The 17,456-nt window shown below is 71.8% G+C and carries 14 protein-coding genes and 1 pseudogene; 6 read left to right on the top strand and 9 right to left on the bottom strand.

Translation table 11 applies throughout. The features are described from left to right. The first annotated feature begins 137 nt into the window (after nucleotides 1–137). Nucleotides 138–1,409: an IS256 family transposase gene (locus tag B4E97_RS10895; RefSeq protein WP_286959868.1), complete on the top strand. Its 1,272-nt coding sequence runs from the start codon at nucleotides 138–140 to the stop codon at nucleotides 1,407–1,409. Further along, a pseudogene (locus tag B4E97_RS19150) lies at nucleotides 1,406–1,729 on the top strand (VOC family protein); the annotation flags it as partial. The gene B4E97_RS10895 and the pseudogene B4E97_RS19150, both read left to right, overlap by 4 nt. A gap of 117 nt (nucleotides 1,730–1,846) precedes the next feature. Here the strand turns inward: B4E97_RS19150 and B4E97_RS10890 are convergent. From B4E97_RS10890 to lhgO, 3 genes are all read right to left on the bottom strand, one after another. After that, nucleotides 1,847–2,287, bottom strand: coding sequence for an IS3 family transposase (locus B4E97_RS10890; RefSeq protein WP_286959867.1), 441 nt, complete (start codon nucleotides 2,285–2,287; stop codon nucleotides 1,847–1,849). 50 nt (nucleotides 2,288–2,337) lie between these two features. Beyond that, a complete protein-coding gene (locus B4E97_RS10885) occupies nucleotides 2,338–2,652 on the bottom strand; it encodes a transposase (RefSeq protein WP_286959866.1) in 315 nt (104 codons plus the stop codon). A gap of 330 nt (nucleotides 2,653–2,982) precedes the next feature. After that, nucleotides 2,983–4,197: an L-2-hydroxyglutarate oxidase gene (lhgO, locus tag B4E97_RS10880; protein ID WP_286959865.1), complete on the bottom strand. Its 1,215-nt coding sequence runs from the start codon at nucleotides 4,195–4,197 to the stop codon at nucleotides 2,983–2,985. Nucleotides 4,198–4,317: 120 nt separating this feature from the next. Between lhgO and B4E97_RS10875 the strand changes: the two genes are divergently transcribed. Next, nucleotides 4,318–6,087, top strand: coding sequence for a metallophosphoesterase family protein (locus tag B4E97_RS10875; protein WP_286959863.1), 1,770 nt, complete (start codon nucleotides 4,318–4,320; stop codon nucleotides 6,085–6,087). 116 nt (nucleotides 6,088–6,203) lie between these two features. Here B4E97_RS10875 and B4E97_RS10870 read toward each other — a convergent pair whose 3' ends face one another. The 3 genes from B4E97_RS10870 to B4E97_RS10860 all read right to left on the bottom strand — a co-directional run bounded on the left by B4E97_RS10870 (nucleotide 6,204) and on the right by B4E97_RS10860 (nucleotide 10,164). Then, nucleotides 6,204–7,001, bottom strand: a complete 798-nt coding sequence (locus B4E97_RS10870; protein ID WP_286959862.1) for a hypothetical protein — start codon at nucleotides 6,999–7,001, stop codon at nucleotides 6,204–6,206. After that, on the bottom strand, nucleotides 6,976–7,977 hold the full coding sequence (locus tag B4E97_RS10865) for a type IV toxin-antitoxin system AbiEi family antitoxin (RefSeq protein WP_286959861.1): 1,002 nt from the start codon (nucleotides 7,975–7,977) through the stop codon (nucleotides 6,976–6,978). The genes B4E97_RS10870 and B4E97_RS10865 overlap by 26 nt, the downstream gene beginning before the upstream one ends. A gap of 255 nt (nucleotides 7,978–8,232) precedes the next feature. Then, nucleotides 8,233–10,164 carry an amylosucrase gene (locus B4E97_RS10860; protein WP_286959860.1) on the bottom strand — a complete coding sequence of 644 codons (1,932 nt, stop codon included), beginning with the start codon at nucleotides 10,162–10,164 and terminating at the stop codon, nucleotides 8,233–8,235. Nucleotides 10,165–10,265: 101 nt separating this feature from the next. Here B4E97_RS10860 and B4E97_RS10855 point away from each other — a divergent pair, with 101 nt between their 5' ends. From B4E97_RS10855 to B4E97_RS10845, 3 genes are all read left to right on the top strand, one after another. After that, a complete protein-coding gene (locus B4E97_RS10855; RefSeq protein WP_286959858.1) occupies nucleotides 10,266–11,834 on the top strand; it encodes a CYTH and CHAD domain-containing protein in 1,569 nt (522 codons plus the stop codon). Between the two features lie 5 nt (nucleotides 11,835–11,839). Beyond that, nucleotides 11,840–12,685, top strand: a complete 846-nt coding sequence (locus B4E97_RS10850) for a sulfite exporter TauE/SafE family protein (protein WP_286959857.1) — start codon at nucleotides 11,840–11,842, stop codon at nucleotides 12,683–12,685. 126 nt (nucleotides 12,686–12,811) lie between these two features. Continuing rightward, nucleotides 12,812–13,234, top strand: coding sequence for an SRPBCC family protein (locus B4E97_RS10845; protein ID WP_286959856.1), 423 nt, complete (start codon nucleotides 12,812–12,814; stop codon nucleotides 13,232–13,234). Here the strand turns inward: B4E97_RS10845 and B4E97_RS10840 are convergent, their stop codons facing one another. From B4E97_RS10840 to B4E97_RS10830, 3 genes are all read right to left on the bottom strand, one after another. Next, nucleotides 13,235–14,584 (bottom strand): AI-2E family transporter, encoded by a 1,350-nt coding sequence (locus B4E97_RS10840; RefSeq protein WP_286959855.1) that lies wholly within the window; start codon nucleotides 14,582–14,584, stop codon nucleotides 13,235–13,237. Between the two features lie 139 nt (nucleotides 14,585–14,723). Next, complete coding sequence (locus tag B4E97_RS10835) at nucleotides 14,724–16,337, bottom strand: phospholipase D family protein (protein WP_239261913.1); 1,614 nt, start codon at nucleotides 16,335–16,337, stop codon at nucleotides 14,724–14,726. Between the two features lie 104 nt (nucleotides 16,338–16,441). Next, the gene (locus tag B4E97_RS10830) at nucleotides 16,442–17,392 is read right to left on the bottom strand and encodes an EamA family transporter (RefSeq protein ID WP_286959854.1); all 951 of its coding nucleotides are present in this window, start codon (nucleotides 17,390–17,392) and stop codon (nucleotides 16,442–16,444) included. Between the last annotated feature and the right edge of the window lie 64 nt (nucleotides 17,393–17,456).

Genomic DNA, 17,456 nt, shown 5'->3' with positions numbered 1-17,456 from the left:
TCGAGCAATGATCAGAACCTGTGGATGGCGCTCGGCGAGGTGACGTGAGGTGGACGTACCTCCCGAGCAAGATCGAAGTCCATGCTCAAGTTCGGATCGGGGTCGGCGTTGGCGCGCCGGCTCGGGAAGGTACATCCATGCTCAAGGTAGTTCACGACGCTTCGGCGTCCAACGAGTCGGCCGGTGGTTCGCTGTTGGATGAGATCGTCCGTGACGGCGCTCGGCAGATGCTTGCGGCAGCGTTGCAGGCCGAGGTCGCTGTCTACATCGAGGCGTTCGCCGACGAGGTCGACGAGGCGGGTCGGCGGCTGGTGGTGCGCAACGGTCATCACGGGTCGCGGGAGGTGACCACGGCGGCGGGCGCGATCCCGGTGCGTGCACCGCGGGTCAACGACAAGCGCGTCGACCCGATCACCGGGCAGCGGCAGCGGTTCGCCTCGGCGATCCTGCCGGCCTGGGCGAGGAAGTCGCCGAAGGTTGCCGAGGTGTTGCCGCTGCTGTATCTGCACGGCCTGTCCAGCGGCGACTTCGGCCCGGCGCTGACCCAGTTCCTCGGCTCCGGTGCGGGCCTGTCGGCGGCCACGATCACCCGGCTGACGAAGGACTGGCAAGACGAGGCGGCCGCGTTCAACAAGCGCTCGTTGGCCGAGACCGACTACGTGTACGTGTGGGTCGACGGGATCCACCTCAAGGTCCGTCTCGAGCAGGACAAGGTGTGCCTGCTGGTGATGATCGGCGTGCGTGCCGACGGTTCGAAGGAACTGATCGCGCTCGACGACGGGCACCGGGAGTCGACCGAGTCCTGGCTCGACCTGCTCCGGTGCTGCAAGCGACGTGGCATGCGGGCACCGGTGCTCGCGGTCGGCGACGGTGCACTCGGGTTCTGGGCCGCGGTCCGGCAGGTGTTCCCCGAGGCTCGTGAGCAGCGCTGCTGGTTCCACAAGATCGCCAACGTCCTCAACGTGCTGCCGAAGTCGGCCCAGCCCGGCGCGAAGGCCGCGCTGGCGGAGATCTGGAACGCCGAGGACAAGGACCACGCGAAGGCCGCGGCGAAGGCGTTCGTAGCCGACTACGGTGCGAAGTGGCCCAAGGCGGCCGCGAAGATCACCGAGGACCTCGACGTGCTCTTGGCGTTCTACGACTACCCGGCCGAGCACTGGATCCACCTGCGCACGACCAACCCGATCGAGTCGACCTTCGCCACCGTCCGGCTTCGTCAGCGGGTCACCAAGGGACCCGGCTCCCGGGCTGCCGGGGTGGCCATGGCGTTCAAGCTCATCGAGTCCGCGCAAGCACGCTGGCGCGCGGTCAATGCACCGCACCTGGTCGCGTTGGTCCGCGCGGGTGCGACCTTCAAGAACGGCCAACTCGTCGAACGCGACGACGACGAGACGGGAGCGGCCGCGTGAGCTCGGCACCGATCGGGACCATCCACCACGTCGAGCTATGGGTCCCCGACATCGACCGCGCCGCCGCGCAGTGGGGATGGCTGCTCACCGAGCTGGGCTACCAGCCGTTTCAGGAATGGACCGGTGGATGCAGTTGGCGCCTGGCGGACACCTACATCGTGATCGAACAGTCGCCCGACATGCTCGCCGAACCTCACGACAGGAAACGCCCCGGGCTCAACCACCTAGCCTTCCACGCCGGCGATCAGGCCCAGGTCGACGCCCTCACCGCCGCTGCCGCCGAGAACGGTTGGGCACTCATGTTCGCCGACAAACACCCCCACGCCGGCGGCCCGCAGACCTACGCCGCCCACCTATCGAACACCGACGGCTACCAAGTCGAGCTCACCGCGAGCAACCCCGTAAAACTCACCCATCCACAGGTCTTGACGATTCCTCTACCCAATCACCCGGCGCGAGCAGCCGTCACGCACCGCGCACAAGTACAGCCAGCCCTCACCAGTGGCCAGGTAGGTGATGTCCGAGGTCCACACCGTGTTCAGCTCTCCTTGGTCGAAGCGGCGCTCAACCAGATCCGGAATCGAGTGCGCGGACGGGTCCACGATCGTGGTCACCGGATGCCACGAGCGGGGACTGATGCCCTCAATCCCCTTGGCGCGCATCACTTTCGCGACCGTCTTACGGGACACGACCTCACCGGCCTGACGCAACTCAGCGGTGATCCGGGGCGAGCCGTACACCCCATCAGACTCCTCATGAGCGGTCAGGACCTTGTCGGCCAGGTCGAGCAACCGCTGCTCGCGCGGGCCCGGCCCGGCCGCCCGTCGCGCGACCCAGTCGTAATACCCCGACCGGGACACCTCGAGCAGGTGACACATGTCCTCGATCGTGGATCGGGGACCTTCGGTGCAGGCCTTCTCCGCGTGGATCACTGCGAACGCGACGTCTGGTTCGACGCGTTCTCCGCCACGAAGAAGGCCGCTGCTTTTTTCAGGAACTCCCGATCCATCCGCAGCTGAGCGTTCTCCGCGCGCAAGCGTTCCAGCTCGGCCCGCTCATTGATATCGCCCGCCGGCGGCGGCTCATCCATCCGTGCACGCTCCCTGGCGACCCACCGACCCAGCAGCTGCTCACCGATCCCGATCTCTGAGGCGACCGCCGCGATCGTGCGGCCGGAGTCGATCACCAGATGAGCGGCATCACGGCGGTACTGCGGGGTGAAACTCTTCCTCTTGGCACCCATGAAGGCATCCTCTCCCGCCCAGCTACTCAGAGCCGGGCCAGTCAGGGTGTCCGTCGAACGGGGGCAACCTCAGCTGCCCGGCGGGGAGGGGATGCGTGACGGCGAGGAGGGCGTCGCGGAGGCTGCCGCCGGGCGAGTGCGATGCGTGACACCGCGGAGAGGTGGAGGGCCGGGCCGTCCCCGCTGCCCAGGAGCGAGGACGACGCGGGATGTCGCAGAGGCTGCCGCCGGACCGGGCCGTGGGGGGCCTGGCGGGAGGCCGAGCTTGCGAGGCCGGATGGTAGGCCCGGCCCGGCGGCAGCGTAGCGACCACAGGTGACGCCATACGCCTCAGATCGCGACCCGCTCCGCCTCCGCGAGCTTGTCGGCGATGACCTCCGCGATCGCCAGCGACGCGGTGGCCGCGGGCGAGGGCGCGTTGAGCACGTGCAGGACGCGCGGGTGCTCGTGCAGGAAGTCGAAGTCCTCGACGAGCGTGCCGTCAGGGCGCATGGCCTGGGCGCGGACGCCGGCGCCGGCGCGGACGACGTCCTCGACCTGCACCTCGGGTATCATCTTCTGCGTCGCCTTGACGAAGGCCTCCTTGGAGAAGGACCGCTGGACCTCGCCGATGGAGTACTTCCAGTACTTCTGCGCGAGGCGCCAGATCCCCGGGAAGGCCGCGAGCTGGGCCATGTCCTTGGGGTTGATCTGGGTCCAGGAGTAGCCCTCTCGGGCCAGCGCGATGACGGCGTTGGGCCCGAGGTGGACGTGCCCGTCGATGCCCTTGGTGGCGTGCACCCCAAGGAACGGGAAGCGCGGGTCCGGGACGGGATAGATGAGCGCGTTGCACAGGTAGGACTTCTCGGGCGTGAGCTCGTAGTACTCGCCGCGGAAGCCGACGATGCGGGTCTCGGGGCGGGCGCCCATGGCGCGGGCGACGAGGTCGGCGTTGAGGCCGCCGCAGGTGACGACCTGCTTGGCGACGATCGTGCCCTGGGTCGTCTCCACGGTGACGTCGTTGAGGCCCGGACGTCCCGACACGAGCGCGGTGCCGGTGCGGATCTCGCCGCCGGCGGCGCGGATGTCGTCCGCATAGCTCTGGCAGACAGCCTTGTAGTCGACGACTCCGGTGACCTTGACCTGCAGCGCGGCGACGCCCTCGGCGTGCGGCTCGACCTCGCGGAACTCCTCGCGGGTCATCCACTGGGTCGGCACGTCGTTGGCCTCGCAGCGCCGCTGGATCTCCTTCATCTTGTCGACCTCGTCGGCGTTGGTCGCCACGACGAGCTTGCCGTCGATCCGGTGCGGGATCCCCTTGTCCTGCAGGTACTCCACCAGGCGCACGCGCCCGTCGAAGCACAGCCGGGCCTTGTAGGACCCCGGCTTGTAGTAGACGCCGGCGTGGATCACGCCGGAGTTGTTGCCGGTCTGGTGCCGCGCGATGTCGGCTTCCTTGTCGATGACCACCACGTGGGCACCGGGCTTGCGCAGCTGCAGGGCACGGGCCGTCGCCAGCCCCACGATGCCCCCACCGACCACGAGGACGTCAGCCTCGGTCTTCATGAATTCCCCTTTCGACCCCTCTAGTCTGGCCCCGTGACCCCTGCCACGTCAGACGAGTCCCGGGAGTCGTCCGGCGGTGTCCGCTTTGCCCGCCCGAGTCGGCGGTCCTGGCCACGCTGGGTGACTGGCACCTGGCGGAGCGTGGTCGTCCTGCTGGGTCTCGCGACGCTCACCCTCGCGTCCGGCCTGGTCGGCATCGCGGTCACCAGCGTCTGGCCCACCCAGGTCAGCACCCAGTCGTATGCCGCCACGGTCCGCCTGTCCGCGGAGCCCGACCAGCTGTCGACGCTGCACGCGCCGACGCTCTTCGGCGACCTCGACCTGCGCTTCGACGGGGTGCTGCCGGCGCCCGGAGTCAACGCGGTGGCCCGCGTCCAGGACCGCATCACCTCCGTCCTCGCCACCCGCGACCTGTCGGTGTCGGCGCTCAAGCCGACGCCCGCCGAGATCGACGACGCCGTCGCCACGACCATCACCCAGGTGGGTGGCAAGTTCGCGGGCGGCGTGCTCCTCACCTGCGTCCTCGTGGCGTTCGCCACGCGTCACTGGCGCTCGCGCGACGAGCCGTTGCGCCCATGGCGGCGGGCGGTCGCCATACCGGCGCTGTCCCTCCTGCTCGCGCTCACCGGCACGGCGGGAGCCGCCTGGTCGACCTTCCGACCCGACCGGCTCGAGTCCGTGGGGGCGGACGGCCTGCTCGGCTACCTGCGCTCCAACACCGCGATCCTCGCCGACGTCGAGGCGCGGTCCGCGCAGGCGCAGCCCTATGTCAAGAACATGCTGGCGCTCTCGGCGGCCCTGCAGGACAAGTTCGTCCCCGCGGAGCTGGCCACCCCCGCCTCGGTCAAGATCCTGCTCGTCTCGGACATCCACGGCGCCAACGCCTATCCCCTGATGAAGCAGATCGTCGAGACCGAGGGCATCACCGCCGTCATCGACACCGGGGACCTCGTCAACTTCGGGCGCGTGCAGGAGGCCGAGGCGGCCGGGCTGTTCACCGGCATCCGGTCGCTCGGCGTGCCCTATCTCTTCGTGCGGGGCAACCACGACGCGGCCTCCCCCACGGACGAGGCCCTGGTCGAGCGGATGACGCAGGTGCCCGGCGTCGTCGTGCTCGAGCCCCGCCGCCACGCCTACACCCTCGCGACCGTCGGCGGGCTGCGGATCGGCGGCTTCAACGACCCGCGATGGTTCGGCGACACCGGTGGCGGACCGGCCACGCAGGTGCCCGCGGCCGAGGCGTTCGGCGAGGCGATGCGTGAGCTGCGCGCCGGACGCGCCACCACCGCCCAGGAGTCCTCGACGCGCGGGGCGACGGCCTCGCCCAGCGGTGGCACGCCGGCGCCGTCGACCTCGAGCGCCGTGCCGGGGAGCACCGGTGCCACCTCGTCCGGGGCGCCGCCGGACTCGTCGTCGGGGGCGGCTGCGGCCTCCTCGGCCGCCGCCGCGGACGCCGAGCGCGGCCTGGACGTCCTCGTCACCCACGAGCCCGCGGCGGCCGAGGCGTCGGGTGACGCCGGCATCCGGCTCCACGGCCACATGCACTCCACCGCCTTGCAGGGCAACCGGATCCAGATCGGGACCTTCACCGGCGGAGGGGTCGTGTCTCACTACATCCAGGGCGCCGACGGCGCCGAGCTCGCCGGCCAGCCCTATGCCTTCGACGTGCTCAGCTTCGGCGGCGACTGCCGCCTGCAGACGCTCACCCGCTACAGCTACCGCGACCTGCTCGAGGGGCGGCCCGTCTACGACGACGTGCGCGCGATCAACGGTCGCGCGATCCAGTCACCCCTCCCGTCGACAGGGCGCGTATGCCGGGCCGACGCCCCCGTCACGCTGCAGGACGTCAGGGCGACCACCCCGGACACCTCGGCGACGCCCACCCCCTAGCCGCCACGCCCGTCCAGGGCCGGCCGCGTGCTCGGTCCGCGCTCCCAGCGCACACTTCGCAGGGTGACGCCTCCTCGAGCGTGCGTGGTCCGCGCTCCCAGCGTCACCCTGCACGGTCAGCTCGGGATCGTCGTGAGCCCTTCGAGCAGGGCGTCCAGCCGCATCGCCGAGCCTCGGGCGAACCGCTCCGACACCGCGCGGAGACGGTCGCCCTCGGCATCCCCGCCCATGACGCGGACCAGGCGATCCCGGCTCCCTGGTTCGAGCTCCTCGGCAAGGTGGCGTCCGACCCTGAAGGGCCCGACCTGGTGCGCGTCCCAGTCGAATCGCTCCCCAGCGGGGTCGGCATAGCAGGCATCGAGGTAGTGACCCTGCTGGTGCGTCGCCTGAAGGAGCCTGCTGAGGTCCTGAGCATCCTTGTCCGTGCCTGGGGACCGGACGTCCCAGGCAACGAGCTTGAGCGCCACCATCAGGGGCAAGGACGCCGTGCGGATGACGACGTCGTCCCCGACGTGCAGCCGGTCGGCGTGCCTCCAGGCCTCCGCCATGCACGTCACGTCCAGCTGCGAGTCCGCCGACGTCTGCACGATGCCGTCACTGGCGAGCCCGCCATAGGGGAGGACATCGACGCCGACTCCCTCGACGTAGATCCGCACACCGTGACCTCCCCGAGGGCCGAGCTCCCCGAGCCGCTCGTCGAGCTCCCTCAGCGACGAGGTGGCCACGGCGACGTCGAGGTCATCCGTCATGCGACCGGGATCCAGCCCGGCGTCCAGCACCAGGCAGACGTCACGCGCCCAGGACCCGACCAGCATCACGTCCCCCAGACGTTGGCTCAGCGTCGCCAGAGCGACCCTGACCTCGACGGGGAAGGCGTGCTCGCCGGCGTCAGAACAGGCGTCGAAGGTCCGCATGCTTCTCCCTCATGTCGGTGGCCAGCTCGCGCAGACGGGGGTCCTCGGCCGTTGCGGCATCGGCATACAGCAGGAGGGGTGGAACCGCGGTGCCCTCCCAGACCAGGGCCGGCTCCCAGAAGCGCTCCCTCAGCGTGACATTGGGCTCGCCGTCCGAGGTCAGACGGGCCAGCCGTCGCAGGTCACCCCACGGCTGGTCGGCGTAGACGATCGTGGTGAGGGGATTGCGCAGCCCGAGCCCGGCCTCCACGAGCCCCGCGTCGCCACCCCACTGGGCCGGGAGCCCACCGAGCGCCTGGTCGCGCCACCACTGCGGCCCGGGCCCCGCGAGGTCCACGCTCTTGAGCTTGGGCCTCAGCCGGGTGGCATATCCGCCGACCCAGAGCGACGCGAGCCCTTGCGCGACGGACAGGTGCAGCCCTCGCGGCCCCTGGAGCAGGTGGCCCTCCGCGAGCAGGTCGGCGCGGGCCTGCTGCGCCGCCCCCAGGGAGATGCGGCTGGCCTCGGCCAACGTCCGCAGCGGCGCGTCCGCCAGGTCCGGGCGGACCAGGATCGCGAAGACAGCACGCAGCCCCGAGGGACGGAACGCGTGCGACGCTCGGTCACGTCCGGCGTGCTCGGTCAGGCGTCGGGGTCGTCCCTCGACCAGCAGATGCACCCCCGGCCCAGTGATCCAGCAGTTGCCCGAGGCGTCGACGTACGAGACCCCCATGGCCCGGTAGCGCTCCCCCGCCGCCCGGGACACGTAGGCCTGGGCCCGGACAAGGCCCTCGGACGGCGACGTCGTCTCGAGCTGGCTCGCTGTCGCCGGCGGTCCGGGGACGTGGCGCACCAACCATCGGGCCCCGCTCTCAGCGGTCACCTCGAGGTCGGCCGCCGCACCATCCGCAGAAGGGTTCGCCACACCGAGGCCGAGCTCCCGCAGACGATCGGCTACGGCGTCGATGACCTCATCGGGCCCGTTCACGCTCGTCATACGTTCACGATAAATGAACGATCGGCCAAAGTGAACGCATCTGCTGCGAACTCGCACGCACAACAGGCCGTATCCGCAGGCGGGGCGCGCCAGAGGGGGCGTTGTGCGTGCCAGTTCCGAGTGGCGAGGGTCGGCTGCCGTCCGCAGAGCCGTCGCGCGCCCATCACGGGCACAATCTGCGGGGTCGAAGCAGCAACCGCACGCCCACACCCCATCCACGGGCACAATCTGCGGGCGCGACGCACCAACGCCGCGTCAGGGGGTGGGGGTGACCCAGCGCTGCTGGTATGGCTCGAGCGTCAGCTCCCACCACAGGTCGTCGCCCGTGATCGCGTCGCGCAGCCCCGACAGGGGCCCGAACCGGTCGAAGCCGTGCAACGACACGTGCTGCGGCGACGCCGTGAGGTTGGCGAGCGCCAGCACGTGCCCGCGCGGGCCGGTCCGCAGCAGCGCGAACACCGCGTCGTTGCCGAGCGAGAGCGCCTCGGTGGAGGTCTGGGCGTGCAGCTGGGGCAGCGCCTGACGGGTGCGGACGAGCCGCTGCAGCCCACCGAACACCTGCCCCTCGACGGTGGTCGGGTCGTGGCGCCGCTCGGCCGCGACCCAGTCCATCGCGGGCCGGTGGATCCACCGGTTGTCCTCGGCCAGAGCGGGGTCCGCGAGGTAGGAGTGGTCGTTGAGCAGGCCGATCTCGTCGCCCATGTAGATCAGCGGGACGCCGCCGAGCACGAGCACCAGCCCCTGCACCAGCAGGATGCGTCGTATGGCGAGCTCGACCGCCGCCTCGTCCCCCTCCGCCTGGGCTCGCTCCAGCCCGCACAGCGACGCGAGCGTGCCGGAGATCCGGCGGTCGCGGGTGACGGGGTTCTCCTGGAATACCTCGCCGACCGCCCACGAGCCGGGGTGCGCGCCGGAGTAGAAGTCGGACAGGAAGGACCGGTGCCAGAAGCCGTCGAGCCCCACGGCGGCGGCGTTGTCGTCGGTGACGGCCCAACCGATGTCGTCGTGCAGGCGGGCATAGGTCAGCCAGGCGACGCTGGGCGGGATCTGGGGCATGGCCCGCAGGGTGTGGGTGAGCAGCCGGGCGTCGCCCTCGGCGAGCGCCGACCACAGGGCGACCATGTAGACGTTGTGGTAGGCGAGCTCGCACTCCTTGGCGGTGGCGGCGCCCTGCCCGAGGTAGGGGACGAGGTCCTCGGGCGACACGATCGCCTCGGCGAGCAGGATGACGCCGGGCATGGCGAGGCGCGTGAGGGCGCGGAACGCCTGCAGGATCAGGTGCGCCTCGGGCTGGTTCTGGCAGGTGGTGCCGAGCCGCTTCCACATGAACGCCACGGCGTCGAGGCGGACGACCTCGACGCCCGCGTTGCCGAGGTAGCAGATGACGTCGAGCATCTCCTCGAGCACCCGGGGGTTCGCGTAGTTGAGGTCCCACTGGTAGTCGTTGAAGGTCGTCCAGACCCACTGGCGGATCTCGGGGACCCAGGTGAAGTTGCCGGGCGCGAAGTCGGGGAAGACCTCGGGCAGCGACGCCTCCCACCGGTCGGGCTGCTCGCGGTCGGGGTAGAAGAAGTAGTAGTCGCGGTAGGCCAGGTCCTCGGGCGTCGTGCCCGTCACGGCCCGGCGGGCCCAGTCGTGCTCGCGGGCCGTGTGGTTGCAGACCAGGTCCACGACCAGCGAGACGCCGCGACCGCGCAGGGTGGTGGCGAGCGCGCGGAGCTCGTCCATCGAGCCGAGACGGGGGTCGGTCGCGCGGTAGTCGCGGACGGCATACCCCCCGTCGTTGGCACCCTCGCGGGGCTCGAGCACCGGCATCAGGTGCAGGTAGCCGACCCCGAGCTCACCGAGGTAGTCCAGCCGCCCGGGCAGCGTCGCGAAGGACCCGCTGAACCGGTCGGTGTAGCAGACGTAGCCCACGAGCTCGGAGCGCTGGAACCAGTCGGGCTGCGAGAGGCGCCGCTCGTCGAGCACCCGCAGCTCCTGCGAGCGCGTCGCGTAGGCCCGCGCGGCGACCGTCACCAGCCGCTCGAGCACCTGGCCGAGGTCGTGCTCGCCGTACAGCTCGGCGACGGGTCGCCGCACGTCCGCCCACAGCGCCTCCAGGCGCACGTCGAAGATCTGCTGCTCCAGCGGGCTCAGGTCGAGCCACTCGGGCAGGTCGTGGTGGGCGCGGGGGATGGCAGGCACGTGAACTCCGGGTGACGGGCGGTCGAGCGGGGGACCAAGGGGCATCGTTCCACGAGGGGGCGGGTGGCGCACCAGGGGTCCGGGTCGGCGATGATGGGCGGGTGAGTGCGACGGAGCATCGTGAGATCGAGCGCAAGTACGACGTCGAGGCGGGGGCGGCGCTGCCCTCGCTCGTGACCCTGCCGGGCGTGGACCGGGTCGAGCAACGGCCACCGGTCGAGCTCGACGCAATCTATCTCGACACCGACGACCTGGCGCTGGCGCGGGCCCGCATCACGCTGCGCCGCCGCACCGGTGGTGGCGACGAGGGCTGGCACCTCAAGCTCCCCGCGCGCAAGGACGTGCGCCGCGAGCTGCACGCCCCGCTCGGCGACCCGCCCACCGGCGAGGACGGTCAGGAGGACCTCACCCGCCTCGAGGTCGCCGCCGACCTGCTCCCCCACGTCCTGGCCCACACCCGGGGACGAGCCCTCACCCCGGTCGTGCGGCTCACCAACCAGAGGGTCACCACCGAGCTGTATGCCGGGGACGAGGCGCGGACCTTCCTCGCCGAGGTGTGCTCCGACACCGTCACCGCCACGCCCCTGCGCGCCGGCGTCGACCCGTCCGCGTGGAGCGAGTGGGAGGTCGAGCTGGTCGACGGGCCCGTGCCGCTGCTGGACGCCGTGGAGCGGGTCCTGCTGGCGGGCGGCGCCCACCCCGCCGCCGGCCCGTCCAAGCTGGCCCGCGCCCTCGGCCCCCTCGCCCCACCGCCGCCGGCCGTGCACACCGTGCCCAAGAAGCCCACCGCCGGCCAGGTCATGATGGCGGCCCTGCAGACCACCGTCGAGCGGCTCAAGGCCGAGGACGCGGGTGCCCGCACCGGCGCGCCTGACGCCGTCCACCAGATGCGCGTCGCGACCAGGCGGCTGCGCACGCTGCTGTCGACATACGGCCCCCTGCTCAACGACGAGCTGACCACCCACCTGCGCACCGAGCTCAAGGTGCTGGCCGACACCCTCGGTGGCGCCCGCGACGCCGAGGTGCTGCGCGAGCGGCTGCTCGCCCTCGTCGAGACCCAGCCGTCCCAGGCGGTGCTCGGCCCGGTCGCCGACCGCATCGACACCGAGCTCGGCAAGGACTACGAGCGCGCCATGACGCGGCTGCGCCGAGGGCTGGAGCACGAGCGCTACTACGCGCTGCTCGACGAGCTCGACGCCCTGGTCACCGCTCCCCGGACGACGCCGCTCGCCGACGACCCGGCCCGCCTGGTCGTGCCCCGGCTGCTCGGTCGCGACTGGCGCCGGATGCGCCGCGCCGTCCGTCAGGCCTCGGCGATCGACGACCCGGCCCGCGCCGAGACCGCGCTGCACGAGGTGCGCAAGGCGGCCAAGCGGCTGCGCTACGCCGCCGAGTCGACCACCGTCGTGCTCGGGCTGCGCGGCAAGCAGCTCGGGAAGTCCAGCGAGAACCTCGCCGAGGTGCTCGGTGAGCACCAGGACAGCGCCATCACGCAGGAGGCGCTGCGCGACCTCGGCCTGCGCGCCCAGCGGCACGGCGAGAACGCCTTCACCTACGGCCGGCTGCAGGGCATCGAGGAGGCGCTGCAGGGCGAGCTCGCGTCCAAGGACTACCGCAAGGCGGTCGGCAAGGTCGCCAAGCGTCGCCTCAAGGGCTGGAAGCAGGTCTAGCGGCCGTGCTGACCGCGCTCCCGGCAGCCGTGCTGGCCGGGGTGCTCATCGGTGTCGTCATGGGGGCCCTCGGGGGTGGCGGCGCCGTGCTGCTGGTGCCCGTGCTGGCCCTCGGCTTCGGCGTCGACGCGGTCCCGGCCACCACGATGTCGCTCGTCGTCGTCGGCATCTCCTCCCTCGTCTCGGCCTGGTCCTCCGGCCGCCGGGGCCTGGTCGATGCCCGTATGGCGGGGGCCTTCGTCCTGTGCGGGGTGCTCGGATCGGCCCTGGGGACCCGGCTGTCGCACCTGGTGGACGGGGACCTGCTGCTCGCGATGTTCGGCGGGCTGCTGCTGGTCATCGCGGCGCTGATGGTGCGCCGCGGGCGGGACGCGGGGGCGTCCGACCCGGGGGTGCCGGTGCATCGCGGTCAGCCGGACGCGGAGGACAGCATGCTGGACGGCGCGGCCGCTCCGGCGGGGTCGCACCGGGTGGCGCACCGCACCCGGTGGGGGCGTCTGGTGGGCGCGGCGACCGGGGTGAGCCTGCTGACCGGGTTCTTCGGCGTGGGCGGAGGCTTCGCGATCGTGCCGGCGCTGACGCTGCTGCTGCGGGTGCCGATGCGCGTGGCGGTGGGCACGTCCCTGCTGGTCATCGCGGGGAACTGCCTCACGTCCCTGGTCTGGCGGTGGCCCACCCTCGCGCGGCTGGACTGGCCGCTGACCGTCGCGCTGACGGTGTCGATGGTCGTGGGCGGCCTGCTCGGTGGGCGGGTGGGACGCCGCGTGCCCGCACCCCGGCTGCAGCTGGCGTTCGGCATACTCCTCGTGCTCGTCGCCGCGGTCACCCTGGTGCAGACCCTGCGCGGCTGACACTGCTGGGCTGAGGCTGCTGGGCTGAGACTGCTGGGCTGACGGGGAGTCGAGTCCACGGGGCCGGTGGACGGCGCCGCCAGGGCGGGTGGTAGGACTGGAGACCACCCCTCAGGAGGAGACGCCATGTCCGAGCACAGCCGCACCATCACCGTCCACGCGCCCGCCGACGTCACCTTCGGGTACCTCAGCGACGCACGGCACCTGCCGGACTTCATGCCGCGGATGCGTCGCGTGGAGCCGCACGACGACGGCACCGTGACGGTCACCGCGGTCGTGACCCCCGACGGCACGCGCGAGCTGGAGGTGCAGGGCACGGCCTGGCTCGAGGTCGACCAGGAGGCGCGGGCGATGCGCTGGGGCTCGGAGCGGCACAGCTATCGCGGCTCCCTGACCGTTGAGAGCGACGTCGAGGGCGACATCGAGGGCGACGCGGAGTCGACGGTCGAGATCAGCCTGAGCACCGAGCACGGCGACCCCGCCACCATCGACGCCGGGCTGGACCGGGCGCTCGAGGCGATCGCCGCGCGCATCGAGGCGCGCGCCTGACTACTCGGGGTAGCCCTCAAGCGGGAGCTGCCCCGCGGCCACCTTGGCCTGCTCCTCGCGTTCCTCCTCGGTGGGTGGGAGGGGGAGGTGCACCGCCCGCAGCGTGGCGTTGGCGAAGGCCACGATCGGCACGGCGAACAACGCGCCGGCCACCCCCGCCACCGACGTCCCCGCAAGGACGGCCAGGGCCACCCCGAGCGGGTGGACCTCGACGTTGCGGCTCATGATGAGCGGCTGCAGCAGGTGCGCCTCGAGCTGCACGAGGACGACGATCGTGATGGCGACGACCGTGGCCGCCGCAGGTCCGTGCTCGATGAGGCTGACGATGATGCAGAAGATCCCGGTCACCGTCATGCCGATCAGCGGGATGAACGACCCGACGAATATCAGGACCGACAGCGCCAGCGCCAGGGGCACCTCGAGGACGTGCAGGACGACGTAGATCGTGGTCGCGTGCAGCGTCGCGATGATCGTCACGCCGCGCATGTAGCCGCCGAGCGTGTGCCACCCGACGCGACCGACCTGGTCGATGCGGCGGCGCGAGCTCGTCGGCAGCAGGCCGAGCACCCAGCGCCAGATGACCTCGCCGTCACGCAGCAGGAAGAACGTGCTCAGCAGGAGCAGCAACCCGCCCGCGATGACGTGCGAGAGCGTGGACAAGGTCGTGATCGCGCCGGTCACGAGCGTGCCCTGGTTCTTGGAGATGGTGTCCGAGAGCTCCTGGATGTACTTCTCGACCTGGGAGTCGCTCAGGCGCAGCGGCCCCTCGCGCAGCCACCGGCTCGCGTCGTCGAGGAACTGGGTGAACTGCTCCGTCATACGAGGCGCGTTGGCGGAGATCTGCAGCGCCACGAACGTCCCGATCGCCCCGATCACCGCGATGCCGAGCAGCAGCGCCAGGAAGGCCGCCAGCGAGTGTGGGACGTGCGCCCCGCGGTGCAGCCGCCGCTGGACGGGGCCGAGCACGGCCGTGAGCAGCAGGGCGACGACGAAGGGGATCGTGACGATGGGGACGGCCGCCAGCGCCTGGGCGACGAGATAGACCGCCGCGACGATCAGCAGCAGCCGCCAGCTCCAGGCCGCCGCGACCCGCACCCCACGGGGGACCGGGTCGGACTCGGGGCGCGTGGGCTCGGGCATGGTGACGTGCACGGTCGTGGACATCGGCTCGTGCTGGCCGGCGGCCGTGCTCCCCCACTGCGAGGGTGGCGGCGCGTCGAGCCGGGCTCGGACGGTGCGCGTGATCGAGCCCACCGCGCCGCGCAACCGGCCCGCCTCGCCGCTCGGAGGGGTGCCTCCGCCATCGGCCTCGCGGCCACCGTCGCGCGGCTGCGCGTCGTCGTGCTCCATGTCAGTCCTCTCGTCCCCCGCCTGGCCCTCGCCAGTCATTGTGCCCGGCCCAGCCTGTGAGTCCCCTGCCGGATCTACCTGAGGTCGTCACAGGCGCCTGGCGGGCGAACCCAGGCCGATGTGACGACCTCAGGTAGGTCTAGAAGCGGCCGGCGAGGCGCAACGGCTTGGGCCGGCCGTCCGGGTCGTGCACGAGCTCGTAGACCACCCGGGCCCACGCCTTGGTGAACGACGACTGCTCCACCGGGGGGATGCGGCGCAACCGACCCGGAGGCCGCTCACCGACGCGCCCGCCGCCGTGCCAGTCCTCGAGGCGCCGGGCGCAGTCGGCATACGCGGCGAACATCCCCTCGGCGGTGAGGCAGTCCGCCATCACCGCGGCGATCTCGGCGTCGGTCGCGTCCGTCGGCAGCTCGCGACCCAGGTGCTCCGCCGCGAGCCGCAGCCGCAGGCGCCGGGCATAGGCGTTGTGGTCCTCGCCCTCGTCGTCCCACACCACCGCGGACAGCTCGGAGTCGTGCGTCCACGAGCGCCGGTTGAAGTTGTCGGACCCGATCGTGGCCCAGCGGTCGTCCATGACGCAGACCTTGGCGTGGACGTAGACGGGTGTGCCGGCGAGGTTCTCGATGCCGTAGAGCGCGAACCGGTCGCCGCCGGCCTCCTCGATCAGCCGCACCGCCTGGTCGCGGCCGTAGAGCTGCGGCGTGCGCGACATCGGGCTGCTCTGGTCGGGCACCTGCGGCAGGATCGCGATCACGTGCAGGCCCGGGCTGGACTGCAGGGTCTCGATGAACTGCTCGGCGACGTCCTTGGACCAGAGGTACTGGTCCTCGATGTAGATGAGGTGCTCGGCGCGCTCCAGCGCCTTGGAGTAGCCGCGGGCCACGCTGCGCTCGCCGCCCCGCGCATAGGGGTAGTCGCGGCCGTGCCGCAGGTCGGGATAGGTGCGCAACAGCTGGACGTGGTGGGTCGCGCCGGAGATGGCGGGCGGTGGGGGCGTCTGCTCGGGGAGCGGGTCCGGGTCCGTGTCGTCGCCGCGCAGCTTGTCGCCCATCATGCGGATCGGGCTGCGAGACAAGGGGGTCGGATCGTTCCAGCGCTCGCGGAACACCGTCTCGACGTCGTGCACGGCCGGCCCCTCCAGGCGCACCTGCACGTCGTGCCAGGGCGGGCTGTCGCCGAACTCCTCGGCCATGCTCTGCGCCTGCGGGTCGCCGTGGTGGTCGTCGTCGTCGCGCCGCGAGTGGCACAGGTCGATGCCGCCGACGTAGGCGACGTCCCGCGTCGGGTCGTCGCGGTGCCGGATGACGACGAACTTCTGGTGGTGGCTGCCGCCGGTGCGCACCCGCATGTCGAGCAGCACCTCGGCCCCGGCGCTCTGCAGCTGCTCGCCGAAGCGGCGGTTCTCGGCGCCGGAGAACGCCAGCTTGTCCCAGTGCGAACGCCACACGAGACCGCGCACGTCCACGCCGCGACGGGCCGCGCGCGACAGCACCGAGGCGATCTCGGAGTTGGGGTCGTCGGCCACCAGCCGCTCACCGGGGTCCCCGCGCCAGTCGGTGAACCACAGCAGGTCGCCCGGCCCGGCCGCCTCGATCCGGGGATACAGGTCCGCGAAGTACTGCCGCCCGTGGATCAGCGGCGTCGCCACGTTGCCGTCGCTCCACGCCTGGTCGCCGGGGTGCTGGTCGTCGATCGTGGTGCGCGGGTTGGCGCGCTCGGACCGGGTGATCAACCATTCACGGATCGACATGGTCCCCATACTGACGCGTATGATGCCCTCCGGGCCACCGACCGTCCACATCTGCCGTGGTCTCCGGGCAGATGCGCAGCCGCCGCCCAGGTGGTCCGGAGACCTCAGCCGGCCGCGATGAGGGCCACGGCGACCGCGCACGCGACCAGACCCGCGACCTGGGCCCGCGAGGCCCGCTCACCGAGCAGGGCCATCGCCAGCAGCACCGTGAACGCCGGGTAGAGGGAGGCCACGACGGGGACGACGGTGAGCTGCCCGGCAGCCTCGCCTGCCTGCCCGGCGGCCTGGCCGGAAGCCTCGCCACCGGACTGCCCGGCCAGGAAGTAGGTCAACGACCCCAGGGCGCCGGTGACCCCGACGATCCACGCGGGCAGCGCCGCCCGCACCGACCCCTCCGGCCGCTGCTGCGCCACGATCCCCCACATCACGACCAGCGACACCAGCTGGCACACCGCCACCGGCCAGGACCCCGACCCCGGAGCGGCCTGCGCCAGCGCGATGAAGAACACCGCGAAGCCGACCCCCGCCAGCAGCCCGTCGCGCACCCCGGCCCGCCTCGCCGGGGGCGGCGCGGACGGCATACGGCCATGGTCGGGCTCGACCAGGTGGGTCTCGCCGGGGGCCGACCCAGGGTCGCTCTCACCCGCGGCCACCGCCCACACGGCCGGGAGGGCCAGGACGATGCCGACGACCGCGAGGGGCGAGGGCCGCTCGCCCAGGACGACCCCGAGGACCACCGGCAGACCCGCCGCGCACACGGCCGACAGCGGGCCGGCGACGTGCATCGAGCCACGGGCCAGCCCGCGCATGAGCATGAGGGTGCCGGAGCAGTGCCCGATCGACGCGGCGGCGCCCCAGAGGAGGGCGTCCTGGGTGAGCGGCTGTCGCTGGGCAAGGGCGACGAGCGTGATCCCGGTCGCGGAGAAGGTCTGCGCCACCGCACCGACGATCAGGAAGTGCCGCCGCCGCGACTGCACGCCGGACAGGAAGTCGGAGACGCCGTAGAGCACGGCCGACGCGAGGGCGAGCGGGATGGCGAGCGGGATGGCGAGCACCCCTTGAACCTACCGGGGGCAGGATCATCAGCCTGGCGAACGAAGGCCGGTCGATGCCTCTGCC

The sequence above is a fragment of the Arsenicicoccus sp. UBA7492 genome (assembly GCF_002479615.1).
Classification (GTDB): domain Bacteria; phylum Actinomycetota; class Actinomycetes; order Actinomycetales; family Dermatophilaceae; genus Arsenicicoccus; species Arsenicicoccus bolidensis.
This window is presented reverse-complemented; position numbering and strand designations above follow the sequence as displayed.